Origin of the sequence: Streptomyces sp. NBC_00019 (assembly GCF_045041015.1) — a bacterium.
GTDB lineage: Bacteria > Actinomycetota > Actinomycetes > Streptomycetales > Streptomycetaceae > Streptomyces.
This window is the reverse complement of record NZ_CP108302.1, coordinates 5,744,049-5,765,309: the sequence shown is the minus strand read 5'-3', so window position 1 is coordinate 5,765,309 and position 21,261 is coordinate 5,744,049. Positions and strand designations below refer to the sequence as shown.

The 21,261-nt window shown below is 65.8% G+C and carries 19 protein-coding genes; 13 read left to right on the top strand and 6 right to left on the bottom strand.

Going from position 1 to position 21,261, the window contains the following annotated elements; all coding sequences use genetic code 11:
- Nucleotides 1–127: 127 nt before the first annotated feature.
- Nucleotides 128–2,272, bottom strand: coding sequence for a hypothetical protein (locus OHU89_RS27235; RefSeq protein WP_405646607.1), 2,145 nt, complete (start codon nt 2,270–2,272; stop codon nt 128–130).
- A 292-nt stretch (nt 2,273–2,564) separates the two neighbouring features.
- Entirely contained in the window at nt 2,565–3,851 is a 1,287-nt protein-coding gene (locus OHU89_RS27230) for an esterase/lipase family protein (protein ID WP_405646605.1), read from the bottom strand.
- A 271-nt stretch (nt 3,852–4,122) separates the two neighbouring features.
- Between OHU89_RS27230 and OHU89_RS27225 the strand changes: the two genes are divergently transcribed.
- The 9 genes from OHU89_RS27225 (at nt 4,123) to OHU89_RS27185 (ending at nt 12,214) form a co-directional block, all read left to right on the top strand.
- The gene (locus OHU89_RS27225) at nt 4,123–4,713 is read left to right on the top strand and encodes an IS701 family transposase (protein ID WP_405646603.1); all 591 of its coding nucleotides are present in this window, start codon (nt 4,123–4,125) and stop codon (nt 4,711–4,713) included.
- 38 nt (nt 4,714–4,751) lie between these two features.
- Complete coding sequence (locus OHU89_RS27220; RefSeq protein ID WP_405638658.1) at nt 4,752–5,060, top strand: transposase; 309 nt, start codon at nt 4,752–4,754, stop codon at nt 5,058–5,060.
- Nucleotides 5,057–5,974, top strand: coding sequence for an IS3 family transposase (locus tag OHU89_RS27215; protein WP_405638656.1), 918 nt, complete (start codon nt 5,057–5,059; stop codon nt 5,972–5,974). Before OHU89_RS27220 ends, OHU89_RS27215 begins: the two co-directional genes overlap by 4 nt.
- A 14-nt stretch (nt 5,975–5,988) precedes the next feature.
- Entirely contained in the window at nt 5,989–6,681 is a 693-nt protein-coding gene (locus tag OHU89_RS27210) for a transposase (protein ID WP_405646601.1), read from the top strand.
- Between the two features lie 620 nt (nt 6,682–7,301).
- Entirely contained in the window at nt 7,302–7,925 is a 624-nt protein-coding gene (locus OHU89_RS27205) for a hypothetical protein (RefSeq protein WP_405646599.1), read from the top strand.
- Between the two features lie 314 nt (nt 7,926–8,239).
- The gene (locus OHU89_RS27200; RefSeq protein WP_405646596.1) at nt 8,240–8,734 is read left to right on the top strand and encodes a nitroreductase/quinone reductase family protein; all 495 of its coding nucleotides are present in this window, start codon (nt 8,240–8,242) and stop codon (nt 8,732–8,734) included.
- A 598-nt stretch (nt 8,735–9,332) separates the two neighbouring features.
- A complete protein-coding gene (locus OHU89_RS27195) occupies nt 9,333–10,817 on the top strand; it encodes a hypothetical protein (RefSeq protein WP_405646594.1) in 1,485 nt (494 codons plus the stop codon).
- Nucleotides 10,818–11,192: 375 nt separating this feature from the next.
- Entirely contained in the window at nt 11,193–11,477 is a 285-nt protein-coding gene (locus tag OHU89_RS27190; RefSeq protein ID WP_405646591.1) for a zinc-ribbon domain-containing protein, read from the top strand.
- 56 nt (nt 11,478–11,533) lie between these two features.
- Nucleotides 11,534–12,214, top strand: a complete 681-nt coding sequence (locus tag OHU89_RS27185) for an O-methyltransferase (RefSeq protein WP_405646589.1) — start codon at nt 11,534–11,536, stop codon at nt 12,212–12,214.
- A 12-nt stretch (nt 12,215–12,226) separates the two neighbouring features.
- Here the strand turns inward: OHU89_RS27185 and OHU89_RS27180 are convergent, their stop codons facing one another.
- Nucleotides 12,227–12,988, bottom strand: a complete 762-nt coding sequence (locus OHU89_RS27180; RefSeq protein WP_266889455.1) for an NAD(P)H-dependent oxidoreductase — start codon at nt 12,986–12,988, stop codon at nt 12,227–12,229.
- 99 nt (nt 12,989–13,087) lie between these two features.
- On the opposite strand from OHU89_RS27180, the gene OHU89_RS27175 reads away from it, so the two are divergent.
- Nucleotides 13,088–13,933 carry a helix-turn-helix domain-containing protein gene (locus OHU89_RS27175; RefSeq protein WP_405646586.1) on the top strand — a complete coding sequence of 282 codons (846 nt, stop codon included), beginning with the start codon at nt 13,088–13,090 and terminating at the stop codon, nt 13,931–13,933.
- 3 nt (nt 13,934–13,936) lie between these two features.
- Here OHU89_RS27175 and OHU89_RS27170 read toward each other — a convergent pair whose 3' ends face one another.
- Nucleotides 13,937–14,638 (bottom strand): TIGR03943 family putative permease subunit, encoded by a 702-nt coding sequence (locus OHU89_RS27170; RefSeq protein WP_405646584.1) that lies wholly within the window; start codon nt 14,636–14,638, stop codon nt 13,937–13,939.
- Nucleotides 14,635–15,729 carry a permease gene (locus OHU89_RS27165; protein ID WP_405646582.1) on the bottom strand — a complete coding sequence of 365 codons (1,095 nt, stop codon included), beginning with the start codon at nt 15,727–15,729 and terminating at the stop codon, nt 14,635–14,637. The genes OHU89_RS27170 and OHU89_RS27165 overlap by 4 nt, the downstream gene beginning before the upstream one ends.
- Nucleotides 15,730–15,907: 178 nt before the next feature.
- Between OHU89_RS27165 and OHU89_RS27160 the strand changes: the two genes are divergently transcribed.
- Complete coding sequence (locus OHU89_RS27160) at nt 15,908–17,815, top strand: NAD-binding protein (protein WP_405654668.1); 1,908 nt, start codon at nt 15,908–15,910, stop codon at nt 17,813–17,815.
- 263 nt (nt 17,816–18,078) lie between these two features.
- On the opposite strand, the gene OHU89_RS27155 is transcribed toward OHU89_RS27160, so the two are convergent.
- Complete coding sequence (locus OHU89_RS27155; RefSeq protein WP_405646581.1) at nt 18,079–19,902, bottom strand: S9 family peptidase; 1,824 nt, start codon at nt 19,900–19,902, stop codon at nt 18,079–18,081.
- A 109-nt stretch (nt 19,903–20,011) separates the two neighbouring features.
- Between OHU89_RS27155 and OHU89_RS27150 the strand changes: the two genes are divergently transcribed.
- Nucleotides 20,012–20,386, top strand: a complete 375-nt coding sequence (locus tag OHU89_RS27150) for a nuclear transport factor 2 family protein (protein WP_405646579.1) — start codon at nt 20,012–20,014, stop codon at nt 20,384–20,386.
- 43 nt (nt 20,387–20,429) lie between these two features.
- Nucleotides 20,430–21,221 (top strand): SURF1 family protein, encoded by a 792-nt coding sequence (locus OHU89_RS27145; RefSeq protein ID WP_405646577.1) that lies wholly within the window; start codon nt 20,430–20,432, stop codon nt 21,219–21,221.
- Nucleotides 21,222–21,261 lie beyond the last annotated feature (40 nt).

Sequence of the window (21,261 nt, the reverse complement as noted above, 5' to 3'; positions counted from 1 at the left end):
CGCGCCGGAAGCTTACGGGGCCATGATCACTCGCGCCAAAGCAGCGCCACCCCAAAGCCACTACGCCGACCTCTGCGTAGAAGCCCAGCGGATTCATCGCGGCAAAAGCAATCCAGCCCAACTAGATTCAATTTCCTTGCAAGAAGTCCAGCGAAATGGCCCTGACTCGCGTAACCAGACTGTCCTGCGATGCACGAGCGAGATAATTTCTCAGCCTGTCCGCGAGTTCGCGATCTTCGGGTAGCCCATATCGCTGGATTCCTCGCAGTGCTCCGAATGGGACCGCGACTCCATCTGCCGCCAGGCAGTCGCCGATGGCATTCACAGCATGGCTGGCTGAATCACCAGTGAGATTAGCAAAGTATGCCAGCGCCTCGGCCGCCTCTGCTCTTGGCAAAGCGGAACGGTCACTGAGCAGGGTGAGCACGAATCCAAAAGTGAAGTCAGATCCCAAAACCTCAGCCAGCACGGGTGTTGACCTTGCCGCCTCTACGCGTTGGAGCACCTCCGCATCGCGGACGAGTCGGGTGAACTCCGCAAGAGCCTCCGACGCGCTAACCCCTTTAGCCTTGGTCAGAAATCTCAAGCGCGGCCCCGAAGCACCTGATGTCGAGACAGGAAATAGTCCACTGATCTGAGGCGATTGCAGCGCAGTCGGATCCTGCGATAGTTCCATGCGCACCGATTCTGGAACATTCTCAAACTTACGTGCCAGGAATCCCAGAATTGGATCCTTCTTGTGCGACGGGACTTTTCGATGCCTCAACAGGGCCGAGACCTCTGACCAAACGGCCATATTCGGGAAATCAACGGAAATTATGGCGGCGATTAGCCCTTCGTTTTCACCTCCGAAGGAATAAGCCCCGTGCGATGCCTCCTCCATCGTCTTTGAGATCGCCCGCTTACAGACATCCAGCACGACCACGGCGCGCTTCAGGAGAGGGTCCGAAAAGCCAATCTGATGGAGGTCGGTGAGCGTAGCTACCTGACCCAAATCTGGCTCGCCACTGAGAGAAGCCTCGAAGAGCTCCAGCGCCCTGCGGTCGCCCTGCTTAACGAGTCCATATAGGACGGTATCCCGCACCTCGCCGATTTCAGCGCTTACATTTTCTGATAGATAATCAATCCAGGAATTTCGCTCATCTAGGCTAACTCGGCGCCAATCGAGTCGTGACAGGACGGGCAGCATACTATGCGCCGTAATTGACTCGCCGTCAGACAGCTTCTCGCGAAGAGCAGCTGAAAGGGAGTCCCTATCAGAAATTTCAGAGGAAAGCGCAGCAATAGCATTCCACATCGGCTCTCGTGTGGAAAACCATCCTCCGCCCACTGTCGTTTGGTAGGCAGGGAATTGGTGCGCCAAAATGCTACTGCAGGCAGAATCGGCTTCGCCCTGTGTGAGTAGAGGAGCGCCTGCCCTGATGACCTCGAATCCAGCCTTGGAGGGAGAGCCGGAGAGGCGACCGAGTGCCAGCATAAGTTCCTTCTTCAGAACCCGAAGAGGACCTTCCTCGCGCATGAGCCGAATAGCCTGCTCGTACGCTTTTGAACTGCCACTAGTCCGAAGCAAGCGTACTCCCTGCTCGTTGAGCCAAAGCGCAGTATCACGGTCTTCCTCCTCTCTCATCAGCCATTCGCGACCGAGGATCTCGGACGCCGAGAGGGTGTCAATCCAGTCGCCACTTAGGTGCGAGCACAGCCAAAGGGCGTGTAGATCACGAAGGACAGCATTTTCTCGCCCAATAGTCTGCGGGCGGGAAAAATAGGCACGATCTCGAACCTCTCTCTCGAAAAGTTCCTTGATGTATGTCGACGTTACTCCTGCGAGAAGCTGATCCCTCAAACCGCGATTCGGTGTTTGATCTGGCTGAATTTTTGCGAAGCCTGGCTCGGTGACTCTGACCATAGAATCGAGGAGTGTCGAGTTACGCGAAGCAGCTGCGCGAAGCAGGGTCTCAACTCGGCGGAATACATCAGATACATTTGAGACTTTAATCTCCTGAGCTGCTTTCGCGCAGTACTCAGGGAAATCAGTGGTCCCGTCAAGCAATTCCAGGGCCCGTGCACAGGACTCTCTTGCTGCGGCGTACTCTCCCAATTCCGCCTCACGAAGTCCCTGCTGCACATGCAATGCCACTGATGCAAGCACGGGCAGTGCCAGGTTTTCCTCTCTCAAATATTTACAGACACTGACAGCTTCCTCGCTGCGATCCATGTCCGCATAGGAAATAGTCAAAAACAGCCCAGCGACTGCCCTGATTTCCGCTGGCACCACGGCACCATGGACCAACCGACGCAGGCGTTCCATTCCGATGGCTTCTGTGGGATGCATCATTGATTGGGCAGCAGCCCGAACCAGCTCCCACTCCGGGGAGGAATCTTGGGCTTCAATTGGGAACAACCCTGACTGTTCTCCATCACCCTGGTCATGAAGTCGTTCATAGTCCTGGAATCGCCCCAGTACTACGAGGGCCAATGCCTCCACGGCCCTCAGTGAAGAATTACGCCCAACGACAGGAGCCACTTCCTTCGGAGAGAGCGCAGCTAGTGTCCAACCAAGCATCTTAGTTCCCACCCGCCCAGATTTCCTTAGCATCACTCGTGCCCTCGAGCCAGTCAGTCTTTGGTCCCGCCTTTAGCAGAATTCGACTGACTTCCTCCTGTAGCTTTGATGGCTCGTATACAAATGTCTCGACATCAGCCCTATCTCCAGCGGCAAGAATCTCCATCTTGCTTTCATCTGAAATTTCTCGCTGCGACAGAACGTAAACTTTCTTTTCTGCTTCTACTGCAGCTCGAAATAGGTGAAGGCAGTGGAATGAGCTGGCAAGGTCGTCCGAAATGATGATCGAGATGCGCGACTTCTGAACCACCTCGGAAATTGCAGGTCTACCATACTCGCTATTTGCCGGCTTTGCGCTACTGTCTACCCGAAGGCTAAAGAATGGTGCAGCCCTGTCGGTTGATTGCACGAAGTCCACTGCGCGGGCAATTGCACCCACCAGCTCTTCCGACGGGTAGTCTGCAGTCCACGCGAAAGCCCAGCGCTGTTCCGAGCTCCTATCCGGCGAAGAAGACAGTTCGGGATCGGAATCCGGCGTCATTGGCGTTGTCGGCAAAGACACAAGGTCCCGGCAAGTATCCAGCACGTGTTTTTTGACTGTCTTATATACCAGGGCCTCCTTATTCCCCGGCTGGATGATAGTGAAATGGTCACCTGGCATTGATCCTGTGTCCAGAAAAAGACCCATAGCCGAAGTGGGGCGCACAATATTGTCAGTTTGCCCGAAATAGGCAATAATCGGGATTCTGCATTCGTTGGGCGCGCAGGTAGCGGACCGGACGATGCTGTGGATCACCTTCCTTTGCGCCTCTGCAATAGAATCATTGAGGGTTCCAAGTTCCTTGGCTTGTGAATGTCTGAAAAAGAAAAAGATCCATCTGCGCGCCAGCAGGAAAAGTTCGGAACCTGAGTTAGGGCATGCAAACATCACGGCCTTCTTGATCCTATTAAGATCCAGGCCGCGTCCGTCATTAAGCATTCTTTGTAGGTAGCGTTGAAGTACTAGGCCACCCTGGCTATGGCTGATTAGAATCAGGGCGTCGTAATCGTCACACTCAATCTCCAAATAGCTCTTCAAGCTTTCAGCGATATCATTGAGGTTCGGAATGCGACGCAGTGGATTTATTTTGAACTTAGGTGAGTCGTATGGGAAGCGCTTAAAGTCAATCTGAACCTCGCCGCGGTGGATATCGCGGTCGCTTTCGAGGAGGCGCTGCAGATTTTCCCATGTCTTAGGTCCGGAAAATAGTCCGTGCAGAAATACGACTGCGACTTTCCGCTCCGTCACCTCAACGCTCCGTGGTCTGCAGGTTTAACGGGAACCCGCAGACAACTGTGCAGGTCCCTCATAGGCTAGCGCTGTTTCAGCTTCGGAACCCCGTGGTTCGGCGTAGAGGCCAGTGCTGTCGCCGTTCGTACGCGCTTCCTCTCCTTCACGAGCCACAGCGGATCTAAGGGGCAACCGAGTCACGCCTGCTCACTGCCTCGCACCGGGTCCCCGGTACTACAGCCGTGACTCGTGTCCGTGTCCGGTAGCCGTGTGATGCGTTGACCTGTCCGTGAGTACGGAGCGGGCGGTGCAGGTGTGGGCGGGCTGGTTCGATGACTTCTTCGCCTCTTTGGCGGGTGTCTTCGGGCGGGTCGAGCCGCGTCGGATGGCGATGGCCTATGTGAAGGCGCTGGTGGCGCCGGTCGAGCGCAAGAACGGGTGGCAGATCGCCGAGCATGTCGGGCACTCGAGTCCGGACCGGGTCCAGTGGTTCCTGGCCCGCTCGACTTGGTGCGCGGATCAACTCCGTGACGCCCTGCGGTCGTTCGTCGTCCAGTTCCTGGCCCGGCCGGACGGGGTGCTGGTACTGGATGAGACGGCGTTCCTGAAGAAGGGCCGGATGTCGGCCGGGGTGGCCCCGCAGTACGCCGGGATCACCGGCCAGATCGAGAACTGCCAGGTCGCGGTGTTCTGCGCGTACGCCACCGACACTGGACGCGCGTTGATCGACCGCGAGTTGTACCTGCCCGCCGCCTGGTGCGCCGACGCCGGCCGCTGCCGCACCCAGCACATTCCCCGAGCGCGCGCGAAGGCAGTGGTGACCAAACCGGAACTGGGCCGGCGCATGGTTGAAGTTCCCCCGAGATGCGGAGGAAGCTGACAGCCGGTCAGATGGGACTCATGAGAGGACCTATGACCATGGCTGCCCCCAGGAAATACTCGCTGGAGTTGCGTGAGCGTGCGGTGCAGATGTATCGCACCACCGAGCCGAAGCCACAGATCAAGAAGCTGGCCGTCGACCTCGGTGTGCATCCTGAGGCCCTGCGCGGCTGGATCCGGCAGGCCGAGGCCGATGCCGGCGAGCGCGACGACCGTCTCACCACCGACGAGCGGGCCGAGCTCGCCGCGCTGCGCAAGGAGAACGCCCAGCTCAAGCGGGCCAACGACGTCCTGCGGACGGCCTCAGCTTTTTTCGCGGCGCAGCTCGACCCGACCCGGCCCAGGTGACGGCGCTCGTTGACGAGCATCCCCGCCTGGGAGTCGAGTGCGTCCTGCGGGAACTGCATATCGCCTCTTCCACCTACTACCGGTGGCGCCGTGCGGAGAAGGAGCCGTGCGAACGGCGGCGCCGCGACGTCGAACTGACCGAGCGGATCAAGGAGATCCACACCGAGTCCGGCGGCAATTACGGCTCACCGCGCGTGCACGCCGTCCTCAAACGCGAGGGCGTCCACGTGGGCCGCAAGCGGGTCGAGCGCCTGATGCGCGAGGCCGACATCGCAGGGATCAGCCCCCGGCGGAAGGGCTTCACGCGCCGCGATCCCACGGCCAGCCTCGCCCCGGACCTGGTCAACCGGGACTTCACCGCACCGGCGCCGAACCGGTTGTGGGTCACCGACCTGACGATGATCTCCACCGGCGAGGGACCGTTGTGGCTCTCTGCGATCCGGGACGCCTTCTCCCGCCGGGTGGTCGCGTGGGAGACCTCCGCCCGCGCGGACGCCGACCTGGTCCTGACCACCCTGGAGTACGCACTCGCGTCCCGCGAGGTCGAGCCCGGGCAGCTCATCCACCACGCCGACCACGGCTGTCAGTACACATCCATCAAGCTCACAACCCGTCTGATGCGAGCGGGAGTTGAGGCATCCATGGGCTCCGTCGGGGACTCGTACGATAACGCCCTCGCGGAGAACCTCTGGATGCTCATCAAAACCGAGGGCCTCCGTGGCCGCACCTTCACCACGAGGGCCGAGGCGAACCTCGCGCTCTTCGAATACATCGACGGCTTCTATAACTCCCGCCGCATCCAGAAACGGCTCGGCTTCCTCAGCCCGATCGAGTTCGAGGAGAAGTACTACGCCGAGCAGGCGACGGCCGAACTAACGAACCTCAACACCCGTCAACCCCTGCTGACCAGCTGATCAGCGGCTCCCGTATGACGGGGGAACCTCAGGTCGAGCGGTGCCGCCGGGCCAAAGTGCCCTTCGGCTGGGTAGCCGCCGACAGCGCCTACGGCCAGGACCGCAAGCTCCGTGGCGCACTGGAGCGCCGCCGCATCCCCTATGTCATGGCCGTCCCGGTGGACGAGACGGTGTCCACCCACGGCACCGGGCCTCTGCGCGTGGACAAGCTGGCCGCCGGTATCCCGCTGATCTTCGAACGCCGCTCCTGCGGCGTGGGAGCCAAGGGTCTGCGCTCCTACGACTGGGCACTGGCCGACGTCACCTGGCCCGGCGGCGCCGAAGGCGGCCCCCGACGCGGCCATGTCCACCTGCTGCTGGTGCGACGCTCGATCACCGACCCCACACAGATCGCCTACTTCGCCGTGCACGCCAAAGCCGGCACCCCGATCGGCGAGATCGTCCGCGTGATGGGCCTGCGCTGGGGAATCGAGGACTGCTTCGAGACCGCGAAGTCCGACTGCGGCCTGGACCACTATGAGGTCCGCACCTGGGACGCCTGGCACCGCCACATCACCCTTTCCATGGCCGCCCTCGCCTTCCTCACGATCACTGACACCCGCAGCCGCCACCTCCAGGAACCCGACGGACACCACCTGTTGCCCGCACCGGCCGACCCTGCCCAGGCGCCCGAAAAGGGGGCCCGTCGGGCCGCGTTGAAAAGCTGATCCGCTACACCGCCGAGGAGATCCGCCGCCTGCTCAACCGGCTCGTCTGGGCCACCACACCGCCACCACCGGCGATCGTGATCATCCAGTCACGCTGGCGCCGAACCCACCAAGCACGCGCACAACGCTGCCACTACGCCACCCGCGACAAGCGAGATCGCGAGTCACGGCTGTAGTACCGGTCCCGCACCACTAGCGCACCAGATTGGACGGGGAGCGGGAGGGAATCACGGGGGAAGCGACCCAGCCCAACGAGGACACGGCCCTGCGGTTCGTCCAGGTCAACGCGCTGACCAACCCTATGGAGTCGCAGCTTCCCAAGCTGAGGGCGCGACCTACTCATCATCCGCGCTGGGATGGCCCCCATGTAGTGCTCGTACCGCCTGGCTCATCGCCTCCTGTTGACATGTCAGGTCATGCCACGCAGTAGCGACAAGTTGGTCACAGATACGCAAAATCTCACCTCAGCAGTTCCAGCAGCTATGGGATGTCACTTCCGGCCCTCGCACGATGTCCGTGGTGTCGAGCCGCACCCTCGGGTCTCCTACTCCCGCAAAGGAACTGCGAAGATGACTCAGCCTGGAGCAGTGGTCCTGACGAAAGCCTCGCCTACGGTCTCGTTGGACAAGCACGGTGTGACTTCGGGGCTGATCCGGGTCAACCTCAACTGGACCTCGCCGCGGGCGACGGCAGAGCGGGAAGCCCAGACGATGAGCGGTGGTTGGTTCCGGAGGATGCGGGCCTCCTTGCGGGCTAACGCGGCCAAGGACGTAGATCTCGATCTGGGCTGCATGATCAGATGCAGCGACGGCAGCAAGACCGTCGTGCAGGCCCTCGGCAACGCGTTCGGCGCAGTGGATCGCTTCCCCTACGTCGCATTGGACGCGGACGATCGGACCGGCACCCGAGCCGTCGGCGAGAACCTGGTGATCAATCTCGACCACCAGGCTGAGTTCTCAAAGCTCTTGCTCTTCGTCTACATCTACAGCGGTTCGGGGGACTTCCGCGGGCTCGACGCAGTAGTGACCCTCACTTCGGATCGCGGCGACCGCTTTGAGGTGCGTCTCGATGAGTGCCCGCCGCAAGGCCATGCGTGTGCGATCGCCTTGATCAAGCGCCAAAGGGCGGAGCTCATTGTCGAACGCGAGGTGAGGTGGTTTACCCCGCAGGATGGCCCTGCGATCCACGACGTGATCTCGCGGGCCTATCGGCTCGGCATGAAATGGACGCCAGGACGGAAGTAGCACGCCAGACGCACGGCCCTCCGCAACCGCCTGCGTCCGTCTCAATTTCCGTCTCATTCAGCCCCGTTCACGACCGTTCAGGCGAGACCCGAAGCCGCCCAGGCGCCAGCAGCCGGTCGCCCATGAACACAGATGAACGCCCCCGCACGCACCCCGCCACCCCACCACCACAGTTGGAAAGCGTGCGTCTTCCCTCGCCTCGCTGGAGATGTCATCCGGCTGCGCCGACGGGCCGTTCGGCTCTATCGGCCGCTGACGACCACGATTAGCGTCGTGCGCGTAACCGGAGCCGGTGGGGTATGTGGGAGGTCGCCATGTCGGTCGAGCGACGAGCCAAGACACCGTGGCTGCCGCCGCGCTGGGTCATCCGTCTGGTCTGGTACGCGCACCGGGGTCTGTATCGGGTCTTCGGAGGCCGCCTCGGTCTGTGGCGGCCACGTGCCAACGGCTGGGGCGCCCTGCGGCTGACCACCACCGGCCGCCGCACAGGCCGCCGGCGCAGTGTCATCATCGGGTATTTCGAAGACGGTCCGAACCTGGTCTCGCTGGCGATGAACGGGTGGGGTGAGGGCGAGCCCGCCTGGTGGCTCAACTTGCAGGCGCACCCGGACGTGACCGTCGACCTGGTCGACGGGCAGCGGCTGGCTCATGGTCGCGCCGCATTGGGTGACGAGCGGTCGCGGCTGTGGGCCCGGTGGGGCGAGATCGACAAGAACCTAGACGCCTACGCGGCACGCCGGCCGTACGACACTGCAGTGGTGGTTCTGGAGCCCCGAGTCAGTGTGCCGGACCCTGCGCAGGGCGACTGATCGGCCGACGCCCCATCATTCAACTGGCATCTCAGGGAGAGCGGCGTCCACCGCTCCGTGCTCGGCAGCGCCGGCCTGCGAGCAGGTGCTGGTCAGTCAGACCGCACAACAACCGCACCAGATCGAGCGGTGAGCAGCGGGGAATCACGGTGAAAGCAGCCGAACCCAGCGGGCCTGTGCCGGGTCCGTTCGCCCAGGTCAGCGTCCGATCCGCCCCCAAATACCCGCAGCTTCCCAAACTGAGAGCGCGAGTTCGATTCTCGTCACCGGCTCCACGCGAAACCCCCAGGCCATAGGCCAGTGGGCACTTCCATAAGCACACCACCCTGGCTGCCGCTACTGACATCCACACAGGCATCGCCCTGAGCAGGTCCACAACCGGCGGCAGCGACGCCATCGGGTTCGCGCAAGCAATAGCTGCCGCATCCGCTCGATTCTGAGACCAGTCCACCCGAGATGGTGCCGGCGCCTCCGCCCAACCTCTGGGCCGACTCGAACCCTACTTTCGGCCAACTCGACGCTGCCGAGCGTAGGGAAATCTGGAGATGGGTATCGATATCGATCCGCGGAAGACCGGTAGACGAACCTGGGGGGCGTCATGCGTGTTTCCGAGTACTACAAGCTGGGTCGAACGCAGCCAACTCTCGACTTCGTCGATGTAGATGTAGAAAAAGACACCCCGGTTTACATCGATCCGAGCACTCTGAAAAACCTTCCAGACGAGTGGTCGAGCCAGTGCCACACAATGCTTTCGACCTTTTTCCACAGCGTAGTGGACGCAATCAACGCTGGCGACCAGGATCGGCTCCGCGAGCTCCTTGTCCGACTGCAAGAGCCGAACGAAACTCACTTCGGATTGTCTAAAGGGAAGTCACGCGGTCGAGGCTTGGGCCCCTATCTCGTGCAACGCATAACCAACAACCTTGTTGTGAGCCGGGCGGCAGAGACTGGCCTACTTGAGGACTTGGAGGATACAGCCCTCTTCATAGAAGGCATCGGTAAGGACATAATCTCAGATGTGACCACAAACATTATTCGTGGAATGCTGATCTCATATACGCAGTCTATGGCTTCAATTTACGGTATGGAGCTCCAAGAAGGAGTTTACAGCGGGCTCGTGTGGAACCCCTCAACCTGCGACTGGGAAGAGGGGAATACGCGAATGCTGCTACCAGGAACTCCCCTGCTTTTGGTGCCCAAGGTAATCGTCCGCCACGATCTACATTTAACCAAGGAGGACTACTTTAGGAATCACTTGGCACCGACACTGCAAGACGAGGAGCTCGACAAGCCAGGCAGCAAGCTCGTCCAGACTGCCAAGACTGGGCGAAAATTCGTGACCAAGATGGACGTCGAAATGGAGTACGGCGGCGGCAAAGAAAAGATGGTCGACCTGACGTTGACTCGCTCTCAGGTTTTCCACACCTACAAGGAGGAGAAGCGCAAGAAGCCGTCGCGACCTCTTGATCACGATGAGCTAAGTGCGGCTACCGGGACCAAACCGGTGAGTTACCAGAATCTCCTGACGGACGTACTCGACACACCGCCCGGCGTCGATAACGCTACAATCTATCATCATAAGGTCCACGCACTCCTTAGCGCGATCTTTTACCCTTGGCTAACCTATCCGGTCGTCGAACACCCCTTGGATCAATCGCGAAAGCGAGTTGATATAACTTACACAAACAACGCAACAGATGGATTTTTCGGATGGATAACACGACAAGGGCATCCGAGCTCGCATATTTTCGTCGAATGCAAAAACTATCATTCCGAGCTCGGGAATCCTGAGTTGGATCAACTCTGCGGCAGATTCTCACCGCTACGCGGGAAAGTGGGGCTACTGCTATGCCGGTCTCTCGCTGACAAGGAACACTTCCTGCAGCGCTGTAGGGACACAGCTCTCAGCCGTCATGAGTTTGTGCTCCTTCTCGACGACGACGACCTCTCAGCGCTCGTCGATGAGGTCGTCACAGCACATGCCCCTGTCGACCCAGACGAGATCGATGACGGAGATCAGGAGCCGCCCTACCCAGGAGAGTTCCGGCTGCTCTTTGAGCGGTTCCGCAAACTCGTTAGCTGATCCTTGTTGCTGCAGTGGCGTCGTCCGGTCCGCTACGGCCCGTACTGGTGTAGAGGGCATCAATGAGTGTCTAACTGCGTGACAACCCCAGCGAACAGCGGCGGACAACCGCGTACGTCTGCGGACTGTCAGCGCAGGTGACAGCCGCACCAGCCCAAGGCAGCACCCCCACCCAAGTTGCTTCGGGACGAAGAGGTCGTGGGTTCAAATCCCGCCACCCCGACAGCCAAAACAGCAGGCGAGGCACCTAGGAACGTTCCTAGGTGCCTCGCCTGTTTTGTTTGGTGTGGCGGCTCGTGCGCCGAGGTCCACAGGGGTCGGCCGTAACCTTTGTCGGCAGGCAGACAGGTGGGCACCATCCTGAAAGGACCCCGCATGATCATCTTCGGTACCAAGGGCTACCTCTACCAGCTCGCGATACTCACCCTCGTCTGTGGCCAGTGCGGCAACCCCGCTGCCCACACGCTGCGCAAGCGGGTCACGAAGTTCACGTTGTTCTTCGTGCCGCTCTTCCCGTTCTCGACGAAGTTCACGACGCAGTGCACCTTCTGCGGCGCGGAGCAGAAGATCACCAAGGAGCAGGCGGAGCAGCTGCAGGTGCAGGCCGTGGGTGGGCAGCAGGCGTACGGGCAGCCGCAGCAGCAGCCCTACCAGCGCTGAGCGAACTCGGGTACGTTCCCTTACGGAACTCACTCCGTATCGAAAGGGAACCCACGGTGCCGCAGGGGACGTCGCAACAGACCTGGACCGCCGTCGACGACTACTTCGACGGGCTTCTCGTGGAGGAGGACGACGCGCTGCTCGCCGCGGTCCGTGACAGCGAGGCCGCCGAGTTGCCCGCGCACCAGGTCGCCGCCAACCAGGGGAAGTTGCTGCATCTGCTCGCCCGGATCCAGGGGGCCCGTTCCGTCCTGGAGATCGGCACCCTCGGCGGCTACAGCACCATCTGGCTCGCCCGGGCCCTGCCCGAGGGCGGGCGGCTGGTCACCCTGGAGGCCGATGAGCGGTGCGCCGCGGTCGCCGCCGCCAGTCTGGAGCGGGCCGGGGTCGGTCATCTCGTCGACCTCCGGGTCGGAAAGGCCGCCGACACACTGCCCGTTCTCACTGACGAGGGCGCCGGGCCCTTCGACCTCGTCTTCATCGACGCGGACAAGCCGTCCAACCCCGAGTACCTGCGGTGGGCCCTGCAACTCACCCGGCCCGGCAGTGTCATCGTCGGCGACAACGTCGTGCGCGACGGTGCCGTCACCGATCCGGACAGCGACGACCCCCGAGTGCAGGGGGTCCGGCGGTTCACCGAACTCATCGCCGAGCACCCGAAGTTGAGCGCCACGACCATCCAGACCGTCGGGTCCAAGGGGTACGACGGGTTCACTCTCGCCCTGGTCACCGACTGAAGGAGCCGCTGACTAGAGGACGTGCAGGTCCAAGCCCGCCGTCCCCGGTCGCTCCCTGTCCGGCAGCAGCCGCATGCCTCGGTCGTAGTCCCCGCCCGTCAAGGACCGGAAGGGGACCGTGTCGGCGGTGAACAGGGTGTCCAGGCGCCTCGCATACGCCTCTCGGGCCGCCTGGAAGCGGTCCTCCGGCAGCTCGTTGGCGTCGTAGACCGCGAAGGGCTCCAGCGGGGTCATGCCCGTGAACCAGAACAGGCCGTGCTGCAGGGGGTGCAGTACGTCCGTGAGGCGGCCGTGGATGCCCCGGTCCGAGAAGGACGTCTCCCTGGCGCCCAGCGTCACCGACAACAGGGCCCGGCGGCCCGTCAACGCGCTCTCGGCGTACGGCGGCGGGACCTGAGGACCGTAGGCGAAGCCGCTGGTGAAGACCCGGTCGATCCAGCCCTTCAGGATCGCCGGTGCCGAGAACCACCACATCGGGAACTGCAGGACGACCGCGTCCGACCAGCGGATCTTCTCCTGCTCCGCGGCCACGTCGGGGGACAAGTGGCCGCCCAGCGTGGCCTGTTCGGAGGCCGACATGACGTGGAGGCGGTGGTCCGGGGCGTGGTCGGGGTAGTCGTCGGCGTCTACCGTCGGCTTCCACTTCATCGCGTAGAGGTCGGAGAGCCGTACGTCGTGGCCCGCCTCGCGGAGGTGGTCCGCCGCGAACGTCGTCAAGGCGCTGTTCAGGGAACGGGGATCGGGGTGGGCGCTGACGATCAGGATCTTCTTCATGCCGTCAGGTTCGCCCGGCTCCCCCGGCCCCAGCCAGAACCCCCTTCGACCGGCGGATCGTCAGTCCTGGTATTGGCAGGGCCACGCATACTGGAGTTCATGGATGTGAGCTACGACGGTCAGCGGGCCCTCGGTGGGTTTCTGCGGGCCCGTCGCGGGCGGGTCGCGCCGGAGCAGGCGGGGATCGGCGGTGCGGCCGGGGTCGTGGGGAACAAGCGGCGCCGGGTACAGGGGCTGCGGCGCGAGGAGTTGGCGCAGCTCGCCGGGATCAGCGTGGACTACTACGTCCGTCTCGAGCAGGGGCGGGCCACCCAGCCGTCCGCCGAGGTGCTGGACGCGCTGGCACGGGCGCTCGGTCTCGACGCGGCGGAGCGGCGGCATCTCGACACCCTCGCCGCCGGGCGGCACGAACCCGTGCCGGCCACCCGGATCGGGCCCGGGCTGCGGCGCGCGCTCGACGCCATGGACCGGCTGCCCGTCTTCGCCACCGACCACCGTCTCGACGTCGTCGCCTGGAACCGGCTGGGGGCCGCGCTCATGGGCGGCCTCGACGTGCCGGGGCGGCGCGATCCCAACAACGCGCGGTTCCTCTTCCTCGATCCCGCCGCCCGCGACCTGCATCCCGACTGGCAGGACCGGGCCGGCGAGGCGGTGGGGCAGCTGCGGGTCTCCGCCGGGCGGTATCCGGGCGACGGCGAGTTGGGCGCGCTGATCGCCGAACTGGCCACCGGGAGCGGTGACTTCCGGCGGATCTGGGACTCCGGTGAGGTCACGATGTGCGCCGCCGGGCGCAAACGGCTGCGACATCCCGTCGTAGGGCTGCTGGAGTTGGACTTCGAGACGCTGCATGTGCCCGCCGGGCCGGGCGAGTCCGGGCTCGTGCTGCATGTGTTCAGCGCGGCGGAGGGCACCGCGGAGGCCGCCGCCCTCGCGCGCCTTACGTGACCGTCACTTGTTCCAGGTCTCGTCGTACGGGTCCGTGGGCGCCGTCACCGGCCGCGACGAGGTGACCTTCAGATACGGGATCGGGCCGTTGTTCACCGGGTCCTTGGTCCGCTGGGGCGTGTAGGTGCCGGTGACCTCCAGCCAGGCGTCCGGGCGCAGGACCGGCGGGATCGTGCCGGTGAGGGCGACCTTCACCGGCTGGGCGTCGGCGGCGCAGCAGTTGAGGGCCATGCGGACGAGATAGGGGTGGCCCGCTCGGTCCAGGGCGACGAAGCCGGTGACCTTGAGCTCGCGGTTTTTCAGGGATCGCCCGTGGTCGTAGACCGCGCGGCCCGCATAGTCGGCCACGCCGAGGCGGAGCGGCCCCTCGGCGGGCAGGTCCTCATAGCCGTACGCCTGCTGCAGGGCCGTACCCGTGCGCATCGCGCTGTACGAGCCGAGGGCCGGTGGGGCGACCAGGACGAGGGCGAGGACGGGGAGGGCCAGGAGCCAGGAGACCCGGGGCTCGTGGTGATGTTCCGCGTGGTTGCCGCGCCGCTCGTACCAGAGCGTGGCCACCGCCGCCGCGATCAGGACCGCGCCGGAGAGCAACAGCAGCGGGCGCAGGCCCGCCTTGACGTAGCGGAGGTACAGGTCGGTGCTGCCCGCGTGCAGCAGGGTCGCGCCGAGCAGGAACATGACCGCCGACTGCGCGTGCCGGTTCACAGCAGCACCGCCCCGGTCAGCACCGACACCAGGACGGCGAGGACGAAGGTGGCGGGCGCGAAGCGCAGCGCGAAGCCGCGGCCGAAGGTGCCGGCCTGCATCGCGAACAGCTTCAGGTCGATCATCGGGCCGACCACCAGGAACGCGAGTCGTGCGGTGAGCGAGAACTGGGACAGGGACGCGGCGACGAACGCATCCGCCTCCGAGCAGATCGACAGCAGGACGGCCAGTACGGCGAGGGCGAGCACGGAGACGAACGGGTTGCCCGCCGCCGCACGCAGCCACTCCTCCGGTACGACCGCCTTCAGCGTCGCCGCCGCCATCGCGCCGACGACCAGGAAGCCGCCGGCGTGCATCACGTCGTGCCGGACCGACCCCCAGAACGCCGCTCCCCTGCCTTGACCGTCGTACGACGCACGGGCCGGCGGCCGCAGCCAGTCGGTACGGCCGAGGCGCAGCCACAGCCAGCCCATCGCGCACGCCACGAACAGGCTGGCGACGAAACGGGCCAGGACCATCTCGGGGTTGTTCGGGAACGCGACCGCCGTCGCCGTCAGCACGATCGGGTTGATCGCAGGGGCGGAGAGAAGGAAGGCGATGGCCGCGGCGGGAGCGACGCCCCGGCGGACCAGGGCTCCGGCCACCGGGACGGACGCGCACTCGCAGCCGGGCAGCACCGCGCCCGCCACGCCCGCGACCGGGACCGCCAGGCCGGGGCGTTTCGGGAGCGCGCGGGCGAAGAACGACGCCGGTACGAACACCGCGATCGCCGCCGACAGCATCACACCGAGCACGAGGAAGGGGAGCGCCTGGACGACCACGGCCACGAACACCGTCATCCAGCTCTGCATCACCGGGGCGGCGAGCAGCCCGCGGATCGGGCCCTGCATGAGCAGCACCAGGAGCAGGAGCATGGTGAGCAGGAGGGGGGAGTTGAGGTGGCGGGCCTGGTCCTCCGGCTGCGGGGCCTTCGGTTCGCCGGGCGTGGCGTCGGGTGGGCTCGGGGTGGCGTCGGGCCGGTTCGGCGCGGCTTTGGTGAGGGCCACGGGCGCGGTACCTCCGGGCTCGGTGTGCGGTGCCTTTCCTCCCATACGGGCATTCTGGCGCCATTGCTCAACTCGGCGCCGGATCATGGCGGGAACCTTACGGACCGCGAGAACCAGCGCCGCTGACCGGCCCCCTCCTGGAACCCCCCGTCCCGGTAAGGCACTCTTTCCCCTCGTGGGCAGCGTTCCGAATCAAGGTCAACAGGGTGCCGCCGCCACGCACATGGTGGTCTGCGGCGACGACGGGCTCGCGCATCGGCTGGCAGCCGAGTTGCGGGGGGTGTACGGGGAGCAGGTCACGCTCGTCGTGCCCGCGTCCGAGCGGAGTGTGCGGCCGCCGGTGGTGGGGCGGGCGCGGGCGGCTTCGGCGGCGTTGCTGGACCGGATGGTGAGTGCCGCCGGTGGCCGGGCGGGGGTGGTTGAACCCGCCGGTGGTGAACGGCTGCTGGAGGCCGCCGAGGCGACCGAGGCCGTGCTCGCCGACTCCGGGGTGGAGCGGGCCGCCGCGCTGGCGCTCGTGTACGACGACGACGAGACCAACATCCGTGCCGCGCTGACCGCCCGCCGGCTCAATCCCCGGCTGCGGCTCGTCCTGCGGCTCTACAACCGGCGGTTGGGGCAGTACATCGAGGAACTCCTCGATCAGGCGTCGGCCTTGGCTTCCGGCGACGGCTCCGACTCCGGGTCCGGGTCCGACTCCGGGTCCGGTTTCGATGCGTCCACGACCGTCCTGTCCGACGCCGACACCGCCGCGCCGGCGCTGGTGGCCAGTGCCGTCGCCGGGACCAGCAAGGTCGTGCAGACGGACGGGCTGTTGCTGCGGGCGGTGGAGCTGCCGCCCGGGGGCGGTGGTTCCGGGCGGGCCACGCTGGCGCTGCTGTCCGCGAGCGGTAACGGCACCGCGGGTCCCGACGGTGCCGATCCGGGCGGTGCCGAGCAGGGGCCCGAGCTGCTGCCGGACGCCGCGGCGGTACGGGCGGCCGGTGAGCGCGGGACCGTGGTGCTGGAGCAGGTGTCGTACGCGGCGCCCTCCATGTCCCCGGGGCGCAGTGTCGTGCCGCCGTTCGCCTCGCTCTTCTCGCGGCGGCTGCGGTGGTCGTTGGCCGGGCTGGTGGGGTGTGTGGCCGCACTCGCCGTCGCGCTGACGGTGGTGACCGGGGAGCATCCGCTGTACGCGACGTACATGACCCTTCTCGATCTCTTCGCCATCAACGACCCCGCGCTCGGCGCGTCCACCGGGCGTCAGGTCCTGCAACTTCTCGCCGGGCTGGTCGGGTTGTTGTTGCTGCCGGTGCTGCTGGCCGCGGTGCTCGAGGCGCTGGGTACCTTTCGGACCGCGTCCGCGTTGCGCAAGCCGCCGCGGGGGCTGGGTGGGCATGTGGTGCTGCTCGGGCTGGGGAAGATCGGCACTCGGGTGCTGACGCGGTTGCGGGAGCTGAACATCCCCGTGGTGTGCGTGGAGTCCGATCCCGAGGCCCGGGGGCTTGCTACCGCTCGGCGGCTGCGGGTGCCCGTGGTGCTCGGGGATGTCACTCAGGAAGGGGTGCTGGAGGCTGCCAAGGTGCATCGGGCGCATGCGTTGTTGGCGGTGACCAGTGCGGATACGACGAATCTGGAGGCCGCGTTGTATGCGCGGTCCGTGCGGCCGGATCTACGGGTGGTGCTGCGGTTGTACGACGACGACTTCGCGACCGCGGTGTACCGGACGTTGCGGGCGGCTCATCCGCAGGCTTCCACTCGGAGTCGGAGTGTGTCCCATCTGGCTGCGCCCGCGTTTGCCGGGGCGATGATGGGGCGGCAGATTCTGGGGGCGATTCCGGTGGAGCGGCGGGTGTTGTTGTTCGCTGCGGTCGAGGTGGGTGGGCATCCGCAGTTGGAGGGGAGGACGGTCGGGGAGGCGTTTCGGGCGGGGGCGTGGCGGGTGTTGGCGTTGGATACGGCGTACTCCGGGCGGCGGGAGGAGTCTGCTGTGGAGGGGGCGTACGAGGAGGTCGGGTCGCCGTCGGGGTTGGTGTGGGATCTGCCCGATACGTATGTGCTGAAGGGGGCGGATCGGGTGGTGTTGGCGGCTACTCGGCGGGGGTTGGCGGAGTTGTTGGGGAGGCGGGCTCGGGAGCGGGCCGGGTCGTAGGGGGTGCGGGGCGGGTTGTTTCGCCCCCGCCGCCCCTACCCGTCCCATCCCCCAGGGGCGCTGCCCCTTCGACCCCGGTCCCTGGGGGCTGCGCCACCAGACCCCCATCGGCCCTTAAGGGGCCTCGTCCTCAAACGCCGGACGGGCTGAAAGACACGGGCCGGCGTTGAGTGGCGCGGCATGTCTCGGGTGCCCCTCGGCGCCGGCCCGGCCCCCCCCCCCCCCCCTCGAGCGGCCCGGCGCCGGAGCGATACGTCCGGGGTTCAGGGGGTCGGGGGCAGGTGGCGGGTTGCGAAGTCCAGTTCCAGGGTTACCTGTTTGATGCGTTCGTCGACTACCAGTGAGCCGTGGCCCGCGTCGTAGCGGTAGACCTCGTGGACCGCGCCGCGGGTCTCCAGGCGCTTGACGTAGTTGTCGATCTGGCGGATGGGGCAGCGGGGGTCGTTGACACCGGCCGAGATGTAGACCGGGGCCTTGACCTGGTCGACGTAGGTGAGGGGGGAGCTGGCCTCGAAGCGTTCGGGGACCTCTTCCGGGGTGCCGCCCAGGAGGGTGCGGTCCATGGCCTTGAGGGCTTCCATCTCGTCGTGGTACGCCGTGACGTAGTCGGCGACGGGGACGGCCGCGATGCCCAGGGTCCAGGCGTCGGGCTGGGTGCCGAGGCCGAGGAGGGTAAGGTAGCCGCCCCAGGAACCGCCGGTCAGGATCAGCCGGGTGGGGTCGGCCAGGCCCGTGCTCACGGCCCATTCCCTGACCGCCGCGATGTCCTCCAGCTCGATCAGACCGACCCGGTACTTCAGGGCGTCCGTCCACGCGCGGCCGTAGCCCGTCGAGCCGCGGTAGTTGACCCGCACCACCGCGTACCCGTGGTCGACCCACGCCGCCGGGCCGGCCGCGAACGCGTCGCTGTCGTGCCAGGTCGGGCCGCCGTGGATGTCGAAGACCGTGGGCAGGGGGCCCGTCGCGCCCAGCGGCTTCTGGACCAGGGCGTGGATACGGCCGCCCGGGCCCTCCACCCAGACGTCCTCCACCGGGACCGAGCCCGGGGACTTCAGGCCCGGCGGGTCCAGGACGACCCGGCCCGTCGTCGAGCGGACCGTCGACGGTTCGGCGGCCGAGGACCACAGGTACTCGACGCTGCCGTCGGGGCGGGCGGTCGCGCCGGAGACCGAGCCGGGCGGGGTCGGGATCCGCACCGGTTCACGGGTCGCCAGGTCGTAGCGGAACAGCTCGCTGCGGGCCTCGAAGCTGTGCGCGATGAGCAGACCGGTGCCGTCCGGGTACCACTCGGCGCTCACGTCACCGGGCAGGTCGAGGGCGAGGTCGGTCTCCTCGCCGGTCGAGACGTCCCACACCAGGGGCTCCCAGCGGCCCCGGCGCTGGTGGCCGATCAGCAGGCGCGGGTCGCCGTCGACCGGGGCGAAGCCCAGGACCTCCAGGCCCAGTTCCTGTGTGCCGTCCTTGGTGTCGTCGAGGTCGGCGACCGCCGTGCCGTCGGGGCGGACCACCCGCAGGGCCGAGTGCATCGCGTCGCCGTGCTCGGTGTGCTCCAGGGCGATCAGCGAGCCGTCGTGGGAGAGGTCCCCGACGCCCGCGGACTCGCGGTGGCGGTAGATCTCCACCGGCTGCTCGCCCTCGCGGGCGACGTAGATCGTCGTACCGTCCTCGTCGGTGGAGCGGCCCACCACCGCCGTACGGCCGTCCCGGGCGAGGGCGAGGCCCGCCGGGTAGGAGGCGTCCAGGCCCGGTGCCGCGAGGTCGTCCTCGCCGCCCGCGAACGGCTGCCGGCGCCAGACACCGAACTCGTCGCCGTCCTTGTCGTCGAACCACCAGATCCACGCGCCGTCCGGGGAGAGCACGCCATCCGTCGTGCCGTTCGGCCGGTCGGTCACCTGGCGCTGCTCGTCCGTGGCGCGGTCCCAGGCATACAGCTCGTACGTCCCCGTCGCGTTCGACACGAACAGGGAGCGGTCCGGTGCGTCCTCCGCCCAGTCGGGCAGGGACACCCGGGGCGCCCGGAAGCGCTTCTCCCAGTCCGGCGTCGGTTCGTTCTGCTCGGGCGAGACGGACCCGTTGCTCTCAGTCATGGCCCCATAGTGCCTGGCCCCGCCGACAATGCGCCGCCGAGGTCCCCAGCCTGTGGACAACCTCCACCGCGGGACCGCATTGTCAGTGCCCGGGTGCAGACTCGACCGCATGACAGATCTGCGCAAGACAGTCGAGACCTTCTGGGCCACCGCCGAGGCCCGGGACTGGGACGCGTTCGCGGGCACGCTGGCCGAGGACGTCGTGTACACGCTGCCGCAGACACGTGAGCGGATCAGCGGCCGAGAACAGTTCGTGCGGTTCAACCGGGAGTATCCGGGTGACTGGCATCTTCGGATCGAGCGGATCGTCGCCGAGCCGGGGCAGGTGGTCAGCTGGGTCCACTTCACGGTGGGGCTGGAGGAGATGTACGGCATCGCGTTCTTCACCGGGGACGAGCACGGCCGGATATCCGCCATGACCGACTTCTGGCCGGAGCCGTACGAGCCGCCGGCGGGGCGGGAGCATCTCGTCGAGAGGTACTGACCCCGCGGGCCGGTGCTCGCGGACTGCCCCGTACCGTTGAGGTGTGTACCGGTTTCTGCTGACGCCCCGTTGGTGGGGGATCAACGTCTTCGTGCTGCTCGCCATCCCCTTCTGTGTGTTCATGGGGTCCTGGCAGCTGAGCCGGTTCGAGGACCGGATGGCGGATCACGACCGGGCGACCTCGCAGGTCGCGACGGACGCGGGGGATCCCGCGCGGCCGCTGGCCGGCCTGCTGCCGGTGGACAAGGAGACGTCCGGGGCGCAGGCCACCGCGACCGGGCGGTACGGAAAGCAGTTGCTGGTACCGGGGCGGGAGCTGGACGGCAAGCCCGGCTATTACGTGCTGACGTTGCTGCGGACCGACGGCGGCAAGGCGCTGCCCGTGGTGCGGGGATGGCTGCCGGGGACCGCGGACGCCGCGAAGGCCCCGGCCGCGCCCTCGGGCGAGGTCACCGTCACGGGGGCCCTGCAGGCGTCCGAGCAGCCCGGTGAGAACGGGGTCAGTGCACAGGGCGGGCTGCCGGCCGGGCAGACGTCGGCGATCAGTGCGGCTTCCTTGGTGAACCTCGTGTCGTACGACGTGTACGACGCCTGGGTCACCCTCAACACCGGGGACTCCGGGATGAAGGCGGTGCCCGCGGCCGCGGCTCCGGACACCGGGCTGAATCTCAAGGCGTTCCAGAACCTCGGCTACACCGGCGAGTGGTTCGTCTTCGCCGGGTTCGTGGTCTTCATGTGGTTCCGGCTGATCCGGCGCGAGGTGGAGTTCGTGCGGGATGCCGAGCTCGGGCTGCTGCCCGAGCCGGAGCCGGGAGATCAGCCCGCTTCGGTGTGACGCCGAGTCCGACCGGTCTCCTGCCGCACCGGCTCCACGC